Below are 16,411 nucleotides of genomic sequence, written 5' to 3' on the forward strand. Positions count from 1 at the left end.
TCAGACGAACGGCCGGCCGACCTTGAATTTCGGCGGCACCAGCCGCTTCAGATAGGCGTAGCCCGCTTCGGCAAGGCGGTTTTCCTGTGGGTGCAGGAAATCGTCCGGCATGTGCCTTGTCTTGCCGGCTACGGCGGTGAGCGGCACGTTCTTCAGCACCGTGCTGCCGTCGTGCTGCAACGCGACCGAGCCGCCGCCTTCGGTTGCGGCCTGTACGGCAAAGACGCCGGCCTCGAAGGCCTCGCGCGCATCGGTCTGGTTGATCGCCCCGACATAGCCGCGCGGCAGATAACCGAAGGCATCGACGCGCGCCCGCTTGCCCGGCAGATGCTCGGCCAAGGCCCGCTCCAGAGCGGCGGTCAGGTCACTGCCCGAGAGCTTGACGTTGCCGTGCTGGTCGCGCTCCAGCCGTTCCGGCGGCACCAGGCTTTCCACCAGCGCCTTGCCGTCGGCGGTGGACACACCTTCGGATACGGCCACCACGCAGCGGCCGTGGCGGTCGTAGGTCGCACGGATGTCGTCGATGAAGCGCGAAATCTCGAAGGCGCGTTCCGGCACGTAGATGAGATGCGGCCCGCTCGCCTCGTCCTGCTGCCATGCGGCGGATGCGGCGGTGAGGAAGCCGGCATGGCGGCCCATGACGATGCCGACATAGATGCCTGGCAGCGCGCGGAAATCGAGATCGATCGACAGGAAGGCTCCGGCCACGAACTCCGCCGCCGAGATGAAGCCCGGCGTGTGGTCGCTTTCCTCGAGGTCGTTGTCGATGGTCTTGGGCGCATGCACCATGGCGATGGAGCCGCCGGCGGCGTCGCTCAGGATCTGCTGGGTGCCGGCGGTGTCGTTGCCGCCGATATAGATGAAGGCGTCGGCGCCGGCCTTCTTCAGGCCCTTCAGAATCAGGTCGCAATAGGCGGCGTCCGGCTTGTCGCGGGTAGAGCCCAGCGCCGCGCTCGGCGTGTCGCCGATCAGCCGCAATTGCTGTTCGGACAGGTCGGTGAGGTCGGCATAGTTGCCGTCGCGAATGCCGCGCACACCATGCAGCGATCCCAGAACGCGCGCGCCGGGATGCCGTTTGCGGATTTCCAGCGCCGCGCCCACCAGCGTCTGATTGATGACCGCCGTCGGCCCGCCGCCTTGCGCGATGACGAAAGTTCCGGCCATTTCGACCTCCCTGGATGCTCGAAGAATCCACGATTGCGCGTCTTGTATCGGCGCGCAACCGTATATTCAATCGATCGCCCTGGGGGTCAGATGACGACGATGGGATTGCGCTTGGAGACGCGGTTGTAGAGGTCGATGATGTCCTGGTTGATGAGGCGCACGCAGCCCGAGGACACGGACTGGCCGATGCTCCACCATTCGGGAGAGCCGTGGATGCGGTAGAGCGTGTCCTGCCCGTTCTGGAAGATGTAGAGGGCGCGCGCGCCGAGCGGATTGTCGAGGCCGCCGGGCTGGCCGTTCTGCCATTTCACCAGTTCGGGCTTGCGCTGGATCATTTCGCGCGGCGGCGTCCAGGTCGGCCACTCACGGCCATACTGGATGTTGGCGCGGCCGGACCAGGAAAACCCCGCCTTGCCGACGCCGACGCCGTAGCGGATAGCCTCGCCGCCGGGCTGCACGAGATAGAGCAGGCAGTCCTTGGTGTGGACGACGATGGTGCCGGGCGCCTCGCCGGTCGGGTCGACCACGATCTGGCGGCGGAACTGCGGCTTGATCTTCTGGTAGGGCACTTCCGGCACGGAAAAGCCGCCATCGGTCAGGCCCGCATACATCACGTCCGGGCTGGTGATCTGCCGGTCGACGCTGATCGAGGGGCGCATGGGGCGGACCGAGCCGGTCGAGGTGTAGTCGAGATTGAGCGCATCGAAGCCGGAGGTTGCGGTGGAGCAGCCGCTTGCCGCCATCAGCGCGGTCGCGCCCATGCCTTGCAGCAGCAGGCGGCGGGGAAGGGGGGGCGTCGGACCGGCTTCGCCTGTAACTGGCCCGGCGACTGGCCCGGCGACTGGCGACGACGGGTCGCGTGGCAGCTTTGACATGCACTCGTTCCTGCGATACCGGCCGGGCCCCCGCGGTCCGGCATTCGCAGGTATTTTCGGTATTCATGGTTTACAAACCGTGAAGCATCTCGCGGAACGGTTGCAATTGTGTGCCGCCTCAGGCCGCCTGCGGTTCCCAGCTTGGGAACGGATCAGGCAGGCTGTGCCAGCGCCCGGGCATGAAATCCCGCTCCGGGACGAGGCAGGCGTCGAGCTCCGCGCGAATCTGCGCCTCGTTCATGGGATCGCAGCCGATGAAGACGATCTCCTGCCGCCGGTCTCCCCAGACATCGTCGAGATAGGGCCGCATGGCCGCATGCCATTCCGGATGGTCGGGCCAGCGCTGTTTCGGCACCGAAGCCCACCACAGGCCGCGCTTTCCGGTGCGCACCAGCGCGCCGGCCTGGCTGAGTTCGCCCACGTAATGCGGGCGCGTGGCCAGCCAGAAGAAGCCCTTGGCGCGCACCACGCCCGGCCATGAGCGGCCGATGAAAGCCTTGAGCTTCACCGGATCGAAAGGCCTGCGCTCCCGGTAGACGAAGGAGCGGATGCCGTATTCCTCGGTTTCCGGCACATGGTCGGCGAAGCCGTTGAGCTCCTTGAACCAGAGCGGATGGGTCTCTGCCCTTTCGAAGTCGAAGCGGCCCGTGTCGAGCACCTTGTCGAGCTGCACCTTGGCGAAATCCGTTTCGAGCAGTTCGGCGTCGGAGTTCAGCGACCGCACGATCCTGCGCGCCATGTCGAGATTGTGGGCCGAGGTGTCGGACACCTTGTTGAGCACGACGACATCGGCGAACTCGATCTGCTCGACCAGAAGATCGACGATGGCGCGATCGTCCGCGTCGCTGGCGATCTCGCCGCGATCGCGCAGGAAATCCTGCGAGCCGTAGTCGTTGAGCAGGTTGGCGGCATCCACCACGGTGACCATGGTGTCGAGGCGGGCGACGTCGGAAAGACTGTCGCCGTTCTCGTCGCGGAAATCGAAGGTCGCCGCGACGGGCAGCGGCTCGGCGATGCCGGTGCCCTCGATCAGCAGATAGTCGAAACGGCCTTCCTGCGAGAGACGGCGCACTTCCTTGAGAAGGTCGTCGCGCAGCGTGCAGCAGATGCAGCCATTGGTCATCTCCACGAGTTGCTCCTCGGTGCGTGACAGGTTCGCGCCGCCGTCGCGCACCAGCGAGGCGTCGATATTGACCTCGCTCATGTCGTTGACGATGACCGCCACGCGGCGGCCCTCGCGATTGTTCAATATGTGGTTGAGAAGCGTGGTCTTGCCGGCGCCGAGGAAGCCGGAGAGCACGGTCACGGGAAGCCGGGTTGGAGTTTTGGCTTTGTCGGGCATGGCGCGCCTCTTGGTCTTGCGAGTGCGGATGGAGCGCCCGGCCTGCGTGGCCGGACGCACAATGCGAGGTTTCCCGCAGCAATCAGTGCGCGATCATCTCGCTCGCGATCTTCTTGGCATCCAGAGAGGACGGATAGTAGGTTGGCCAGTTCGTCACTTCCTCCAGCAGGGCGGCGCGATCGTCGCCCCAGTAGAGGTGATAGTGATCGGCTGCCTCCGGCGCGATCTTATGGTCGCTGAACTGGATGTATTGCGGGGCTGCATCGTCACCTTCCGTCTTCTTGAAGATGAAACGCACTCCGCGATTGCCTGCCTCGTATTTCAGGATCTCGTAGCCGTCGCCCGCATAGCGTGCCTCAATCGCCTTGCCGTTCTTGAAGAACGTCACGGCGTCGCCGTCGATCTTGATGCGCTCGACATCGGTGCGATAACCGGTTTCGTAATAGGCCTTGTATTCATCGGCACTCTTGTCGCCATGCTCTGCCTTGTGAGCCATGACCGGATCGAGCGTTCCATCCTGCAGATAGGGATAGACCGACTGCCAATCCCCGGCCCAGTCCGTCAGGGCGCGCTCCTTGACCTGATCGTCCTCAAAGAAGCCTTTGTAGATCTGATTATCTCCGTGATCATGTTCATGGCTGTGTTCGTGGCCTTCGTCCTCATGCGCCTTGCCCGTGCCGCCCACGGCCACGATGTTGAAGGGCTTGCCTTCCACGGTGATCGTGCCGGCCTTCTCGAAGGTGTTCGCGTCCACGATGTGGATCTTGCCGTTCAGCGGGTCGGTGACGAACACCTTGTCGGCGGCGACGGTGACGCGCGGGCGCGGGTCGCTCCAGTGACCGTCCATGGAATAGGGCTGGGTCAGCTTGAGCGAGTGTGCGATCTCGCCCTTCAGCACGTCCACCTGATGAAGCTGTCCGTCCTCGGTGATGACATAGACGAATTTCGAACGGATCGGGTCGGCGGCGAAATGCACCCGGCGCGTGGGAAGCTGCACCAGGCGGAAGGCGTCCTGTTCCGAAGGATCGACCAGCACGATGCGGTCAGGCCCGTAGTTGCCGACGAAATATTGCAGGCCCTTGCCGCCGATCAGCGTCGAGGAGCTGCCTTTGGGCAGCTTGTCGGAATAGGGCAGGTGCCGGATTTCGGGCACGTCGCCATCCTGCGAGATCAAAAGCAGACCGGTGTCGCAGGCCAGCGCATAAAGGCTGCCCGATCCGGCCGAGCCGTGCAGGCCGGGGCAGGCGACATCCTCGCCGATCTGCTTGCCGTCGACATCGACGAGACGGGCGCCGATCGGGCGCTTCGAGGCATCCTCGGGGTTGGGGATGGTGACCACAGCATGCCTGTCGAAGGGCACCGCCACGCCGTGATGCGGAGCGACGACGCTGATCTCGCGCACCTCCGGCTTGCCCTCGAGGGCGGCCTTCTCGGTAAAGAAGCGGGCCTTGTCCTCGCCGTCGAACCATTGCGCGACATTGCCCTGCCGCTCGACGAAATGGGCCGGCTTGGAACCTTCCAGCGTGGCGTCGAGCAGCTCAGGCTCGTCCACGTCGATATCGCCATGATCGCCATGGTCGTGGAAGGCGATGCCGGTGGAGATCACCGAGACCGCGCCGGCCCCGCCCTGCACGGCAAACACGGTCTGGCCGCTGTCGGTGCGGTAGAGCGAAGCCGGGCCCTTGATCTGGAAGGTGTCGAGCTTGTCGCCGTCGAGCGCGTCGATGACATTGACGACCGGTTCCGCATGGTCGGAGACGAACAGCCGCCATGCGGTCACGTCGTCCTCGTCGGCCAGCACCGGGCCGGTCCACAGGCAGGCTCCCAGCGCCAGCGCCGAGGCTGCGTAGAAGAAGTTTCTCATACTGCTCTCCTTGATGTTATTACGTTACAAGCCGGTGCAAAAAGAACGCAATCCAGGTATCCTGCGTCCTTGCGGGTTGAGTGGACAGGGTCGGCCGTCTGCTCAGGCACGGCGCCGGCCGACCCTAAGGGCGCGGCGACTACGCGGTCAGGAGCCGGCCGCATCCCTGATGGTGGCAAGGTTGCTGCGCATCATATCGATATAGGTCGCGGCCTTTCCGTCTGGCTTCGAAAGCGCATCCGAATAGAGCGAGCCGCCGAGCTTCAGGCCGGCTTCCGAGGCGATCTGCTCCACCAGTCGCGAGTTCGAGATGTTTTCCGCGAACACGGCGGTGGCGCGCTGGCCGGCGATCTCGCGCACGACGCCGGCGACATCGGCCGCCGAGGCTTCCGAGTCCGTCGAAACGCCCTGCGGTGCAAGGAAGGTGACGCCATAGTCATGCTCGAAATAGCGGAAGGCATTGTGCGCGACCACGAAGACGCGGCGATCCTGCGGGATCGAGGCGACCGTTTCGCGGATTTCCTTGTCCAGCGCGTCGAGCTCGGCGTCGTAGGATTTCGCATTCGCCTGATAGGCCGGGCAGCCTTCGGCATCCGCCTTGCAGAAGGCTTCTTGTATGTTCTTCACATAGACCTTCGCATTGGCCACCGACTGCCAGGCATGCGGGTCGAGCGGGGCTTCATGGAACACCGCCTTGCCGCCATTGTAGTGATAGTGCCCGCCGGCCGGGTCGTTGAGGATTTCCGCGCCCTTGCTGACCTCGACCACCGCGGCCGAAGTGCCGCTGGCCTCGATCAGGCGCTGGAGAAAGCCCTCGAACAACAGCCCGTTCACCAGCACCACATCGGCCTTGGCCACCGCGATGGCATCGGCCGGCTTCGGCTCGTAGACATGGGCGTCGCTGTCCGGCCCGACGATGGTGCGCAGCTCGATGCGGTCGCCGCCGACCTTTTGCGCGAAGTCGCCGAGAATGGAGAAGCTGGCGATGACATTGAGCTTTTCCGCCGCCGAGGCAGGCAGCATGAATGTTATAACAATCAAAGCCGAGGCGAGCTTTTTGAAGAGTGTCATTCGTGAGGTTTCCTGTTTTCAGGCGATTCGGTGGGCGTGGCGCGGCCGGCGGGTTGCCAGCACGCCCCGCGTGCCGAACAGCACCGACATGAAATAGAGAATGCCGGTGGAAAGGATGATGGCCGGGCCGGAAGGCAGCGCCGCGTGGTAGGACAAAAGCAGGCCGCTGATGGACGAGACGAGTCCGAAGGCGATGGCCAGAACGGCCATGGTCTCGACACGCTGCGTCCAGAAGCGGGCGGCGGCGGCCGGCAGCACCATCAGGCCGACCGAAAGCAGCGTTCCCAGCGCCTGGAAGCCGGCGACGAGGTTGAGCACGACCAGCCCGAGGAAGATGAAGTGCACCGGCGTGCCGAGCCGTGACACGGAACGCAGGAACAGCGGGTCGAGGCATTCCGCCACCAGCGCGCGCCAGAAGATGGCGAGCGCCGCGAGCGTGACGGCGGCCACGATGCCGATCAGCGTGAGTGCCGCATTGTTGAGCGCCAGCACGGTGCCGAACAGCACATGCATCAGGTCGACGCTGGAACCGCGCAGCGACACCATGGTGACGCCGAGCGCCAGCGAGATCAGGTAGAAGGCGGCCATGGAGGCATCCTCCTTCTGGACCGTGAGGCGCGAAACCGCACCGGCCCCGAGCGCCACGATGGCGCCGGCCAGCAGCCCGCCGATGGTCATCGGCACGATCTGCAAGCCGTAGAGCAGGAAGCCGGCGGCCGCGCCCGGCAGGATGGCGTGGGCCATGGCATCGCCTGTCAGGCTCATGCGCCGCAGCATCAGGAACACGCCGATCGGGCAGGCGCTGATCGACAAGAGAACTGCGCCCAGCAATCCGCGCTGCATGAAGGCGAATTCGGTGAACGGCGCGACGAGGAACTGGTGAAGCGCGTCCATCAGGCAACCTTCTCGCGCGCCGCGTGCCCGGCCTCATCATGTGCATGGTGGTGATGCCCATGTCCATCGTGCTCATGCGCGTGGTCGTGATCGCTATCCGCGGCGCACCATGGCGCGCTTTCGTCCCAGGCCTCGTGGAACTGGCGGGCGCGCAGCAGGTTCTCCGGCGCCAGCGTCGCCTTCGCTTCGCCCCAGGCGACCGGGCTGCGGGCCAGAAGCAGGGCCTCGGGGAAATGGGTGCGCACGAGGTCGAGGTCGTGCACCACGACCATCACCGTGCGGTTCTCGCCGTGCCAGCGCTTGATCAGCGCGATCAGGTCGGTGACGGTGCGGGCATCGATGGCGTTGAACGGCTCGTCGAGCAGGATCAATTCCGCATCCTGCACCAGCACCCGAGCGAACAAAGCGCGCTGGAGCTGGCCGCCGGAGAGCGTATCGATGGGCCGCTGCTCGAAGCCTTCCAGCCCCACCGCCATCAGGGCCTCCGATACGGCGGTGCGATCCTGCGCCGTGTGGCGGCCGAGCAGGCCGCGCTTCGGCCACAGGCCGAGCGAGACGAGATCCACCACCCGCGCGGGGAAGGTGCGGTCGAGCTCGGACTGCTGCGGCAGATAGGCGACCCGCGTGCCCGGCGTCACGGTGACCGAGCCCACCATCGGCTTCAGCATGCCGACCACGCCTTTCATCAGCGTGGATTTGCCGGAGCCGTTGGCGCCGACAACGGCAGTGAGCGAGCCTTTGCGCACCGTGCCGGACAGATGATGCACGGCCGGATGGCTGTTGTAGCCGAGCGTCAGGTCGCGGAATGTGATGCAGGCGTCAGCCATGTGGCGAATGCGGGTCCGTCGAGGGATCAATTGATGTGATGTTATTACATTGTGCTTCGTGACGGCAAGATGGCAAATCACCCGTGGAAAGGAAAAAATGTGTTGGCGATCATCGCGGACTGTCGTCCGGGTCACATTTGGCTGGCGAACCGTGAATTTTTACGATATTCGAAATAAATCGGAATGCCGAACGACAACGGTCGTTTTGCGTTTCCGGTTTTCCGCTATCGTCGCGGATCGGGAGGAAGTGCATGTATCTCGGGCTCGACCTCGGCACGTCCGGCGTCAAGGCGCTGCTGATCGATGGCGATCAGCGGCCGGTCGCCTCCGGTCATGGTGCGCTGGAGGTTTCGCGCCCGCATCCGGGCTGGTCGGAGCAGGATCCCGCCGATTGGCTGGAAGCCTGCGAGCGGGCCATCGGCGAGCTGAAAGCCTCGCACCCGAAGGAGTTGTCAGCCGTTCGCGGCATCGGCCTGTCCGGCCAGATGCATGGCGCGACGCTGCTCGATCGCGACGACCGGGTGCTGCGGCCCTGCATCCTGTGGAACGATGTGCGCAGCCACGCCGAAGCCGCCGCGCTCGATGCCGATCCGCGTTTTCGCCAGATCACCGGCAACATCGTCTTTCCCGGCTTCACCGCGCCCAAGCTTGTCTGGGTGAAGGCCAACGAGCCGGACATCTTTGCCCGCGTCGCGAAGGTGCTGCTGCCGAAGGACTATCTGCGCCTGTGGCTTTCCGGCGAGCACATGTCGGAGATGTCGGATTCGGCCGGCACCTCTTGGCTGGATGTCGGCCGGCGGCGCTGGTCGAGCGAATTGCTTGCCGCGACCGGATTGGACGAGAGCTTCATGCCTGCCCTTGTCGAGGGCACCCAGCCGGCCGGGGCGCTGCGGGCCGAACTGGCTTCGAAATGGGGAATGCAGGCGGGCATTCCGATTGCCGGCGGGGCAGGGGACAATGCGGCCTCGGCCTGCGGCATGGGCACAGTGGGCGAAGGCCATGCCTTCGTCTCGCTCGGCACCTCCGGCGTGCTGTTCGCCGCCAATGAAGCCTACCTGCCCAATCCGGCCAGCGCCGTGCATACTTTCTGCCACGCCCTGCCGCAGACCTGGCACCAGATGGGCGTCATCCTCTCGGCCACGGATTCACTGAACTGGCTGACGGGAATCACCGACCGCAAGGCGGGCGAACTTACCGCCGAGCTTGGCGATGATCTCAAGGCGCCATCGGGCCTGACTTTCCTGCCCTATCTGTCGGGTGAGCGCACACCTTACAATGACGCAACCATCCGGGGCGTCTTTGCCGGCCTCGCCCATGAGAGCGGTCGCGTGGCCCTGACGCAGGCGGTGCTGGAGGGCGTCGCCTTCGCCTTCCGCGACAGCCTCGAGGCGCTGGCCAGCGCCGGCACCCGGCTGGAACGGGTCACCGCCATCGGCGGCGGTTCGCGCTCGCTCTACTGGCTGAAGGCGATTGCCACCGCGCTCGGCATTCCGGTGGACGTGCCGGCCGACGGCGATTTCGGCGCGGCCTTCGGCGCAGCGCGTCTTGGCCTGATCGCGGCCACCGGGGCCGATCCGCGCGCCGTCTGTACCCCGCCTGCCACAAGCGCCACGGTCGAACCGGATGCCGCACTGGCCCCGGCCTATGCCGATGCGTACCGGCGCTACCGCGCCCTTTATCCGGCAGTGAAAAATGCGGGATTCTAGGCTTTATACCCCCACCCCTAACCCCTCCCCAGAAGGGGGAGGGAATCTTTTGCCTTCGTGCATTCCTCTTCAACGCCGAAATGCGGCGGCCCAGAATCCCCCTCCCCCTTCTGGGGAGGGGTTAGGGATGGGGGTCTGTCCATACACGATCAGGAGTATCGATCATGAGCACCGGTTTCTTCGGCGATATCGCGCCCGTCCGTTACGAGGGGCCGGAAAGCACCAATCCGCTCGCCTATCGCTTCTACGATCCCGATGAGGTCGTGCTCGGCAAGCGGCTGGAGGATCATCTACGCTTTGCCGTCGCCTACTGGCATTCCTTCGCCTGGCCGGGCGGCGACCCTTTCGGCGGCCAGACCTTCGACAGGCCCTGGTTCGGTGAGGATATGGACAAGGCCCGCCTCAAGGCGGATGTGGCCTTCGAGATGTTCTCGCTGCTCGGCGTGCCTTACTACTGCTTCCACGACGCCGATGTGCGCCCGGAGGGCAAGAGCTTTGCCGAGAGCGCCGCGCGCCTCGACGAGATCGCCGGCGTCTTCGAGAAGAAGCAGGCCGAGACCGGCGTGAAGCTGTTGTGGGGCACGGCCAATCTGTTCTCGCACCGTCGCTATATGGCGGGCGCCGCCACCAATCCCGATCCGGACGTGTTCGCCTATGCGGCCGCCACGGTGAAGTCCTGTATCGACGTGACCAAGCGGCTCGGCGGCGAAAACTACGTGCTGTGGGGCGGGCGCGAAGGCTATGAGACGCTGCTCAACACCGACATGAAGCGCGAGCGCGAGCAGGCCGGCCGCTTCCTGTCGATGGTCGTCGACTACAGGCACCGCATCGGCTTCAAGGGCACGATCCTGATCGAGCCGAAGCCGCAGGAGCCGACCAAGCACCAGTATGATTACGATGTCGCCACCGTCTACGGCTTCCTCAGGGATTTCGGGCTGGAGAAGGAGGTGAAGGTCAATATCGAGCAGGGCCACGCCATCCTCGCCGGCCACTCCTTCGAGCATGAGCTGGCGCTGGCCGGCGCACTCGGCATCTTCGGCTCCATCGACATGAACCGCAACGACTACCAGTCTGGCTGGGACACCGACCAGTTCCCCAACAACGTGCCGGAAATGGCGCTGGCCTATTATCAGGTGCTGCTGGCCGGCGGCTTCACCACCGGCGGCACCAATTTCGACGCCAAGCTGCGCCGCCAGTCGCTGGACCCGGAGGACCTGCTGATCGCCCATGTCGGCGCCATGGATTGCTGCGCGCGCGGCCTGAAGGCGGCGGCCCGCATGATCGAGGACAAGGCCCTTATCAAGCCGCTCGAAGAGCGTTATGCCGGCTGGAGCGGCGAGGAAGCCAATGCGATGCTGGCCGGCAAGCGCACGCTGGAACAGGTGGCCGAGCGCGTGGTGAAGGACGGCATCGAGCCGCAGCCGCGCTCCGGCCGGCAGGAATATCTGGAGAACGTGGTCAATCGTTATGTGTAAGGTTTGGCGCGGGTTGAGATGACGGATGAAATTATTGTGCGGCCCGCGCGCCCGCAGGACTTTCCGGCCATGAAGGCCATACTGCGCGAGACGTTCGAAACCACATGGCGGCCGCAGATCACGGAAGCCTCCGTGCGTCGCTATGTCGAGACCGATATCGGCGGGCGGTTCGTGGAACGCTGCGGCACGGACATGCTGGTGGCCGAGATCGGGGGCGAAATTGCCGGGCTGATCCATTGCGTCGATGATTTTGTCGATGCGTTGCATGTGTCTTCCGGCCTCCAGCGCAAGGGCGTGGGGCGCCGCCTGATGGAGCAGGCGGAACGGGACATGGCCGCACAGGGCTTCCGCCGGTCCCGGCTGGAAACCGACACCTTCAACGAGCAGAGCCAGAGCTTCTACAAGGCGTTGGGCTATGTCGAGACGGGGCGCTATCCGGACGAGGAATGGCAGAGCGGCCTCACCACGATCCTGTTCGAGAAGACGCTGGGCAGCGCGGAATAGCCAGCCAGCGGCTTTTCGCACAATTGCGGCAATCATGGAAAAGCGATCCGCTTTTGCCGCCGCAATGCCGCCTTCCTGCCTTCATGAAGCCGTCACGGCCATCCTATAAATGAGCCTCGCAACAAGCTGAAACGAGGCGAGCCGATATGCACGAAGATCGCGAAATCGACGCCCTCCTGTCGAACGGGGGCACTGACTCCATCATCGACCGGCTGATGGCGCTGCCGCGCCCGGCCGCGAATCAGGCTTGCGGCGAATGGGACCGCGCCGTCGCCAGCCGGATGCAGGTGCATCTGGCCAGGCAGATGCGGAGCCTGCTGGAACAGGGCGAGCCGGACCAAAGCGCCGCCGCCTGATCAGTTGCCCCGCAGCATGGACGGCGCCCTGCCGAACCCCTTGGCGAAGGCGCGCGAGAAGGTGGCGGCCGACGAGAAGCCGGTGCGGGCCGCGATGTCGGCCATCGGCAGGCGCGTGTCGGCCACCAGCCGGCGCGCCGTATTGAGGCGCAGGCGCAGGTAATAGGCGCCGGGCGTCTCGCCGATCGAACGGCGGAAGATATTCTCCAGCGCCCGTGAAGTGAGGCCGACGCGCCGCGCCACGCCGGCGATGGTCAGCGGCTGGTCGATATGGGATTCCATCAGCCGGACCGACTGCGCCAGCCGCGCATCGTAGCCGTCGAGGCGGCCGAGCGAGACCAGCGGCTGGGCGTCGGTCGCGGCGCGCGTCTGGTCGTAGATGAAGACGCTGGCGACATCGAGCGCCACCGCCATGCCGAGCCGCGCGCGGATCAGGTGCAGCATCAGGTCGAAGGTGGGCGAGGCGCCGCCCGAGGTGAACACCGGACCGTCGATGACGTAGCGGTCGGGCCGCACATCGGCACCGGGAAAGGCGGCCGCGAAATCCTCCAGATCCTCCCAGTGGGTGGTGGCGGCGCGGCCTTCCAGCAATCCGGCACGGCCGACCAGCCAGGTGCCGGCCTCGATGCCGCCGATGGCGCGCGCCGGGCGCGCCGCCTGGCGCAGGCCCGAAAGCAGCGCGGCGGTGCCGTGGTTCTTGGCGCCGAAGCCGCCGATGACGGCCAGCACATCGGTGGATTCGCGCGGGTCGAAACGTCCGCTCACCGGCACCGGCAGGTCGCTGGTGGTCATGGCGGGCTCGCCGTTCATCGACACCAGCTTGAAATCGAACAGTCGCTCGCCGGCGATGCGGTTGGCGGCGCGCAGCGGGTCGATGGCCGAGGCCACGCACATGATCGACGATCCGGAGAACAGCAGGAACGTCAGTTTGAGCGGGGCATGCTCGGCCCGGAATATGCTCGGCTTTTCGCTTTTTGCCATTTTGCATTCGTAAAACGCAAAGCAGAAGCCTGCAAGCGTGCAATGATGGGGCACGTCAATCGGAGGAGACGCCCCCATGCCGCTCGAGATGAATCGCGAGGTGTTCATTACCTGTGCCGTCACCGGGTCTGGCGGCACCCAGGATCGCAGCCCGCACGTGCCGCGCTCGCCCAAGCAGATCGCCGATTCGGCCATCGAGGCGGCCAGGGCGGGCGCCGCGATCGTGCATTGCCATGTGCGCGACCCCGAGACCGGCAAGCCGCGCCGCGACATCCACCTCTATCGCGAGGTGACCGAGCGTATCCGCGACGCCGCTGTTGACGTGGTGCTGAACCTCACCGCCGGCATGGGCGGCGACATGGTGTTCGGCTCCCCGGAGGCGCCGCTGCCGCTGAAGGAGCAGGGCACCGACATGGCCGGCGCCACCGAGCGCATGGAGCATGTGCGCCAGTGCCTGCCGGAAATCTGCACGCTCGACTGCGGCACCATGAATTTCGCCGAGGCCGACTATGTGATGACCAACACCCCCGGCATGCTGCGTGCCATGGGCTCCATGATGACCGAAATGGGCGTCAAGCCCGAGGTCGAGGCCTTCGACACCGGCCATCTTTGGTTCGCCAAGGAGCTGGTCAAGGAAGGCGTGCTCAAGCCCGACGCGCTGGTGCAGCTTTGCATGGGCGTGCCGTGGGGCGCGCCGGACGACCTCAACACCTTCATGGCCATGGTCAACAATGTGCCGAAGGAGTGGACCTTCTCGGCCTTCTCGCTCGGCCGCAACCAGATGGCCTATGCGGCCGCGGCTGTGCTTGCCGGCGGCAATGTCCGCGTCGGGCTGGAGGACAATCTGTGGCTCGGCAAGGGGCAGCTCGCCACCAACGCCCAGCTTGTGGAGCGCGCGGTGACGATCGTCGAAAACCTCGGCGCGCGCGTCATCGGGCCGGAGGAAGTGCGCAGCAGGCTGAACCTCACCAAGCGCGCGCCTGTGGCGGCGTAGGCCGGTGAGGGGGTAATCGGGAGCCCACGTGACATGACCATCCAGAAAGCGGCCGCCATCGGCGGCGGAGTGATCGGCGCGGGCTGGGTCGCGCGCCTGCTGCTCAACGGCATCGACGTTTCCATCTTCGACCCCGACCCGGAAGCCGCGCGCAAGGTGGACGAGGTGATGCAGGGCGCGCGCCGCGCCTATGCCCAGATGCTGCCCGGCGGCCTGCCGCGGGAAGGCAGGCTCACCTTCGCCAAGTCCATCGCCGAGGCGGTGGCCGATGCCGGTTTCATCCAGGAAAGCGTGCCGGAGCGGCTCGACCTGAAGCACAAGGTGCTGGCCGAGATCGACGCACACGCCCCGGCCGGGGCGGTCATCGGCTCTTCCACCTCCGGCATCAAGCCGAGCGACATGCAGTCGGCGATGAAGAGGCATCCCGAGCGGCTGGTGGTGGGCCACCCCTTCAACCCGGTCTATCTGCTGCCTCTGGTCGAGGTGGTCGGCGGCGACAGGACCGCGCCGGATGCCGTCGAGAAGGCAAAGGAAATCTATGCTTCCATGGGCATGAAGCCGGTGGTGGTGCGCAAGGAGATCGAGGCCTTCGTCGGCGACCGCCTGCTCGAAGCCATGTGGCGCGAGGCGCTGTGGCTGATCAAGGACGGCATCTGCACCGTCGAGGAACTCGACGACATCATGCGTTATTCCTTCGGCCTGCGCTGGGCGCAGATGGGCATGTTCCAGGTCTACCGCATCGCCGGCGGCGAGGCCGGCATGCGCCATTTCATGGCCCAGTTCGGCCCCTGCCTGAAATGGCCTTGGACCAAGCTGATGGACGTGCCCGAGTTCAACGACGAGCTGGTCGACCTGATCGCCGGCCAGTCCGACGAGCAGTCCGGCAAATGGTCGATCCGCGAACTGGAACAGATCCGCGACGACAATCTCGTCGCCATGATGCAGGCGCTCGGCCGGCAGAACGGCGGCAAGGGCTGGGGCGCCGGCGAGCTGCTCAACGACTACGCCGCGCGCCTGTCGCGGCAGGCTTCCGAACAGAAGGCGTGAGGCGATGGATTTCGGCCTGAGCGAGGAACAGCGCGCCATTGTCGAGACCACGCGCGCCTTTGTCGAGAACGAGCTTTACCCGCACGAGGCGGAGGTGGAGCGCACCGGTCATCTGCGCCCCGAACTGATCGGGGAGATCAAGCAGAAGGCCATCGCCGCCGGTCTCTACGCCGCCAACATGCCGGAGGAGGTGGGCGGCGCCGGGCTCGATACGGTCACCTGGCTGCTTTACGAAAAGGAGCTTGGCCGCGCCAATTATGCGCTGCACTGGACCTGCGTGGCGCGCCCGTCCAACATCCTGCTCGCCGGCACGGATGAGCAGAAGGAGAAATATCTCCACCCTTGCATTCGCGGCGAGAAATCCGATTGCCTAGCCATGACCGAGCCGGGCGCCGGCTCCGATCTGCGCGGCATGAAGGCGAGTGCCGTACAGGACGGCGAGGACTGGGTGCTGAACGGCACCAAGCATTTCATCAGCCATGCCGACATTGCCGATTTTGCCATCGTCTTCATGGCGTCAGGCGAGGAGGACGGGCCGCGCGGCAAGCGCAAAAAGATCACCGCCTTCTTCGTCGACAAGGGCACGCCCGGCTTCACCGTGCGCGACGGCTACCGCAACGTCTCGCATCGCGGCTACACCAACTCCATCCTGGAGTTCGACAATTGCCGCCTGCCGAAGGAACAGGTGCTTGGCGAGGTGCACAAGGGCTTCGAGGTCGCCAATAGCTGGCTCGGCGCGACCCGCCTGCAAGTCGGTGCCACCTGTCTGGGCCGGGCCGAACGCGCGCTTTCGCATGCCATCGACTACGCCGCCCAGCGCGAGCAGTTCGGGCAACAGATCGGCAAGTTCCAGGGCATTTCCTTCAAGCTGGCCGATATGGCGACGGAATTGAAGGCGGCCGAGCTGATGATCATGGAGGCCGGCTGGAAATACGATCAGGGCACCGTCACCGATCAGGACATGGCCATGGCCAAGCTGAAGGCCACGGAAATGCTGGCCTTCGTCGCCGACGAGGCGATCCAGATCCACGGCGGCATGGGCCTGATGGACGACCTGCCGCTGGAGCGCATCTGGCGCGACGCCCGCGTCGAGCGCATCTGGGAAGGCACCTCCGAAATCCAGCGCCACATCATCTCGCGCGCCTTGCTGAGGGCCGTGGGGGGATGATGATGCAGCCTCTCGCGTTTCATACCTCCACCCCTGACCCCTCCCCAGGGGGAGGGGGACGACTTCGCCGCTGCTGGAGCCAGAACCATCAATGTGTGTGTGGCTCTGTGCAACCGTGTGTCCCCCTTCCCCTTGTGGGGAGA

The 16,411-nt window shown here is 65.4% G+C and carries 15 protein-coding genes; 7 read left to right on the top strand and 8 right to left on the bottom strand.

Annotated features, from left to right (window positions below; all coding sequences use genetic code 11):
• From ACVCNR_RS13245 to aztA, 7 genes are all read right to left on the bottom strand, one after another.
• Complete coding sequence (locus ACVCNR_RS13245) at positions 1 to 1,164, bottom strand: diphosphate--fructose-6-phosphate 1-phosphotransferase (protein WP_354199245.1); 1,164 nt, start codon at positions 1,162 to 1,164, stop codon at positions 1 to 3.
• A gap of 86 nt (positions 1,165 to 1,250) precedes the next feature.
• A complete protein-coding gene (locus ACVCNR_RS13250) occupies positions 1,251 to 1,925 on the bottom strand; it encodes a L,D-transpeptidase (protein WP_354199267.1) in 675 nt (224 codons plus the stop codon).
• Positions 1,926 to 2,157: 232 nt separating this feature from the next.
• Entirely contained in the window at positions 2,158 to 3,381 is a 1,224-nt protein-coding gene (gene zigA, locus ACVCNR_RS13255; RefSeq protein ID WP_354199243.1) for a zinc metallochaperone GTPase ZigA, read from the bottom strand.
• An 82-nt stretch (positions 3,382 to 3,463) separates the two neighbouring features.
• Positions 3,464 to 5,245 carry a zinc metallochaperone AztD gene (gene aztD / locus ACVCNR_RS13260; RefSeq protein ID WP_435521628.1) on the bottom strand — a complete coding sequence of 594 codons (1,782 nt, stop codon included), beginning with the start codon at positions 5,243 to 5,245 and terminating at the stop codon, positions 3,464 to 3,466.
• Positions 5,246 to 5,392: 147 nt separating this feature from the next.
• Entirely contained in the window at positions 5,393 to 6,316 is a 924-nt protein-coding gene (aztC, locus tag ACVCNR_RS13265) for a zinc ABC transporter substrate-binding protein AztC (protein WP_447075122.1), read from the bottom strand.
• A gap of 18 nt (positions 6,317 to 6,334) precedes the next feature.
• On the bottom strand, positions 6,335 to 7,210 hold the full coding sequence (gene aztB, locus ACVCNR_RS13270) for a zinc ABC transporter permease AztB (protein WP_447075123.1): 876 nt from the start codon (positions 7,208 to 7,210) through the stop codon (positions 6,335 to 6,337).
• Complete coding sequence (gene aztA / locus ACVCNR_RS13275) at positions 7,210 to 8,037, bottom strand: zinc ABC transporter ATP-binding protein AztA (RefSeq protein WP_447075124.1); 828 nt, start codon at positions 8,035 to 8,037, stop codon at positions 7,210 to 7,212. Before aztA ends, aztB begins: the two co-directional genes overlap by 1 nt.
• Before the next feature lie 251 nt (positions 8,038 to 8,288).
• On the opposite strand from aztA, the gene xylB reads away from it, so the two are divergent.
• The 4 genes from xylB to ACVCNR_RS13295 all read left to right on the top strand — a co-directional run bounded on the left by xylB (position 8,289) and on the right by ACVCNR_RS13295 (position 12,078).
• Positions 8,289 to 9,743 (top strand): xylulokinase, encoded by a 1,455-nt coding sequence (gene xylB, locus ACVCNR_RS13280; protein WP_447075125.1) that lies wholly within the window; start codon positions 8,289 to 8,291, stop codon positions 9,741 to 9,743.
• Positions 9,744 to 9,907: 164 nt separating this feature from the next.
• The gene (gene xylA, locus ACVCNR_RS13285) at positions 9,908 to 11,218 is read left to right on the top strand and encodes a xylose isomerase (protein WP_447075126.1); all 1,311 of its coding nucleotides are present in this window, start codon (positions 9,908 to 9,910) and stop codon (positions 11,216 to 11,218) included.
• Positions 11,219 to 11,287: 69 nt separating this feature from the next.
• Positions 11,288 to 11,722 carry a GNAT family N-acetyltransferase gene (locus tag ACVCNR_RS13290; RefSeq protein WP_447075127.1) on the top strand — a complete coding sequence of 145 codons (435 nt, stop codon included), beginning with the start codon at positions 11,288 to 11,290 and terminating at the stop codon, positions 11,720 to 11,722.
• A 146-nt stretch (positions 11,723 to 11,868) separates the two neighbouring features.
• Positions 11,869 to 12,078, top strand: a complete 210-nt coding sequence (locus tag ACVCNR_RS13295) for a hypothetical protein (protein ID WP_354199230.1) — start codon at positions 11,869 to 11,871, stop codon at positions 12,076 to 12,078.
• Here the strand turns inward: ACVCNR_RS13295 and ACVCNR_RS13300 are convergent, their stop codons facing one another.
• On the bottom strand, positions 12,079 to 13,059 hold the full coding sequence (locus ACVCNR_RS13300) for a GlxA family transcriptional regulator (protein WP_447075128.1): 981 nt from the start codon (positions 13,057 to 13,059) through the stop codon (positions 12,079 to 12,081).
• A 76-nt stretch (positions 13,060 to 13,135) separates the two neighbouring features.
• On the opposite strand from ACVCNR_RS13300, the gene bcoG reads away from it, so the two are divergent.
• The 3 genes from bcoG to ACVCNR_RS13315 are packed head-to-tail and all read left to right on the top strand — an operon-like array spanning position 13,136 to position 16,268.
• Positions 13,136 to 14,053 carry a 3-dehydrocarnitine:acetyl-CoA trimethylamine transferase BcoG gene (gene bcoG, locus ACVCNR_RS13305; protein ID WP_447075129.1) on the top strand — a complete coding sequence of 306 codons (918 nt, stop codon included), beginning with the start codon at positions 13,136 to 13,138 and terminating at the stop codon, positions 14,051 to 14,053.
• A 33-nt stretch (positions 14,054 to 14,086) separates the two neighbouring features.
• Positions 14,087 to 15,100, top strand: a complete 1,014-nt coding sequence (locus tag ACVCNR_RS13310; RefSeq protein ID WP_447075130.1) for a carnitine 3-dehydrogenase — start codon at positions 14,087 to 14,089, stop codon at positions 15,098 to 15,100.
• A 4-nt stretch (positions 15,101 to 15,104) separates the two neighbouring features.
• On the top strand, positions 15,105 to 16,268 hold the full coding sequence (locus ACVCNR_RS13315) for an acyl-CoA dehydrogenase family protein (protein ID WP_447075131.1): 1,164 nt from the start codon (positions 15,105 to 15,107) through the stop codon (positions 16,266 to 16,268).
• Positions 16,269 to 16,411 lie beyond the last annotated feature (143 nt).

The sequence above is a fragment of the Aquamicrobium terrae genome (assembly GCF_052978165.1).

Bases quoted from the DNA above. Each gene is read 5' to 3' on its own strand.
- ACVCNR_RS13245 (WP_354199245.1), bottom strand. From the start codon at position 1,164: ATGGCCGGAACTTTCGTCATCGCGCAAGGCGGCGGGCCGACGGCGGTC.
- ACVCNR_RS13250 (WP_354199267.1), bottom strand. From the start codon at position 1,925: ATGGGCGCGACCGCGCTGATGGCGGCAAGCGGCTGCTCCACCGCAACC.
- zigA (WP_354199243.1), bottom strand. From the start codon at position 3,381: ATGCCCGACAAAGCCAAAACTCCAACCCGGCTTCCCGTGACCGTGCTC.
- aztD (WP_435521628.1), bottom strand. From the start codon at position 5,245: ATGAGAAACTTCTTCTACGCAGCCTCGGCGCTGGCGCTGGGAGCCTGC.
- aztC (WP_447075122.1), bottom strand. From the start codon at position 6,316: ATGACACTCTTCAAAAAGCTCGCCTCGGCTTTGATTGTTATAACATTC.
- aztB (WP_447075123.1), bottom strand. From the start codon at position 7,210: ATGGACGCGCTTCACCAGTTCCTCGTCGCGCCGTTCACCGAATTCGCC.
- aztA (WP_447075124.1), bottom strand. From the start codon at position 8,037: ATGGCTGACGCCTGCATCACATTCCGCGACCTGACGCTCGGCTACAAC.
- xylB (WP_447075125.1), top strand. From the start codon at position 8,289: ATGTATCTCGGGCTCGACCTCGGCACGTCCGGCGTCAAGGCGCTGCTG.
- xylA (WP_447075126.1), top strand. From the start codon at position 9,908: ATGAGCACCGGTTTCTTCGGCGATATCGCGCCCGTCCGTTACGAGGGG.
- ACVCNR_RS13290 (WP_447075127.1), top strand. From the start codon at position 11,288: ATGAAGGCCATACTGCGCGAGACGTTCGAAACCACATGGCGGCCGCAG.
- ACVCNR_RS13295 (WP_354199230.1), top strand. From the start codon at position 11,869: ATGCACGAAGATCGCGAAATCGACGCCCTCCTGTCGAACGGGGGCACT.
- ACVCNR_RS13300 (WP_447075128.1), bottom strand. From the start codon at position 13,059: ATGGCAAAAAGCGAAAAGCCGAGCATATTCCGGGCCGAGCATGCCCCG.
- bcoG (WP_447075129.1), top strand. From the start codon at position 13,136: ATGCCGCTCGAGATGAATCGCGAGGTGTTCATTACCTGTGCCGTCACC.
- ACVCNR_RS13310 (WP_447075130.1), top strand. From the start codon at position 14,087: ATGACCATCCAGAAAGCGGCCGCCATCGGCGGCGGAGTGATCGGCGCG.
- ACVCNR_RS13315 (WP_447075131.1), top strand. From the start codon at position 15,105: ATGGATTTCGGCCTGAGCGAGGAACAGCGCGCCATTGTCGAGACCACG.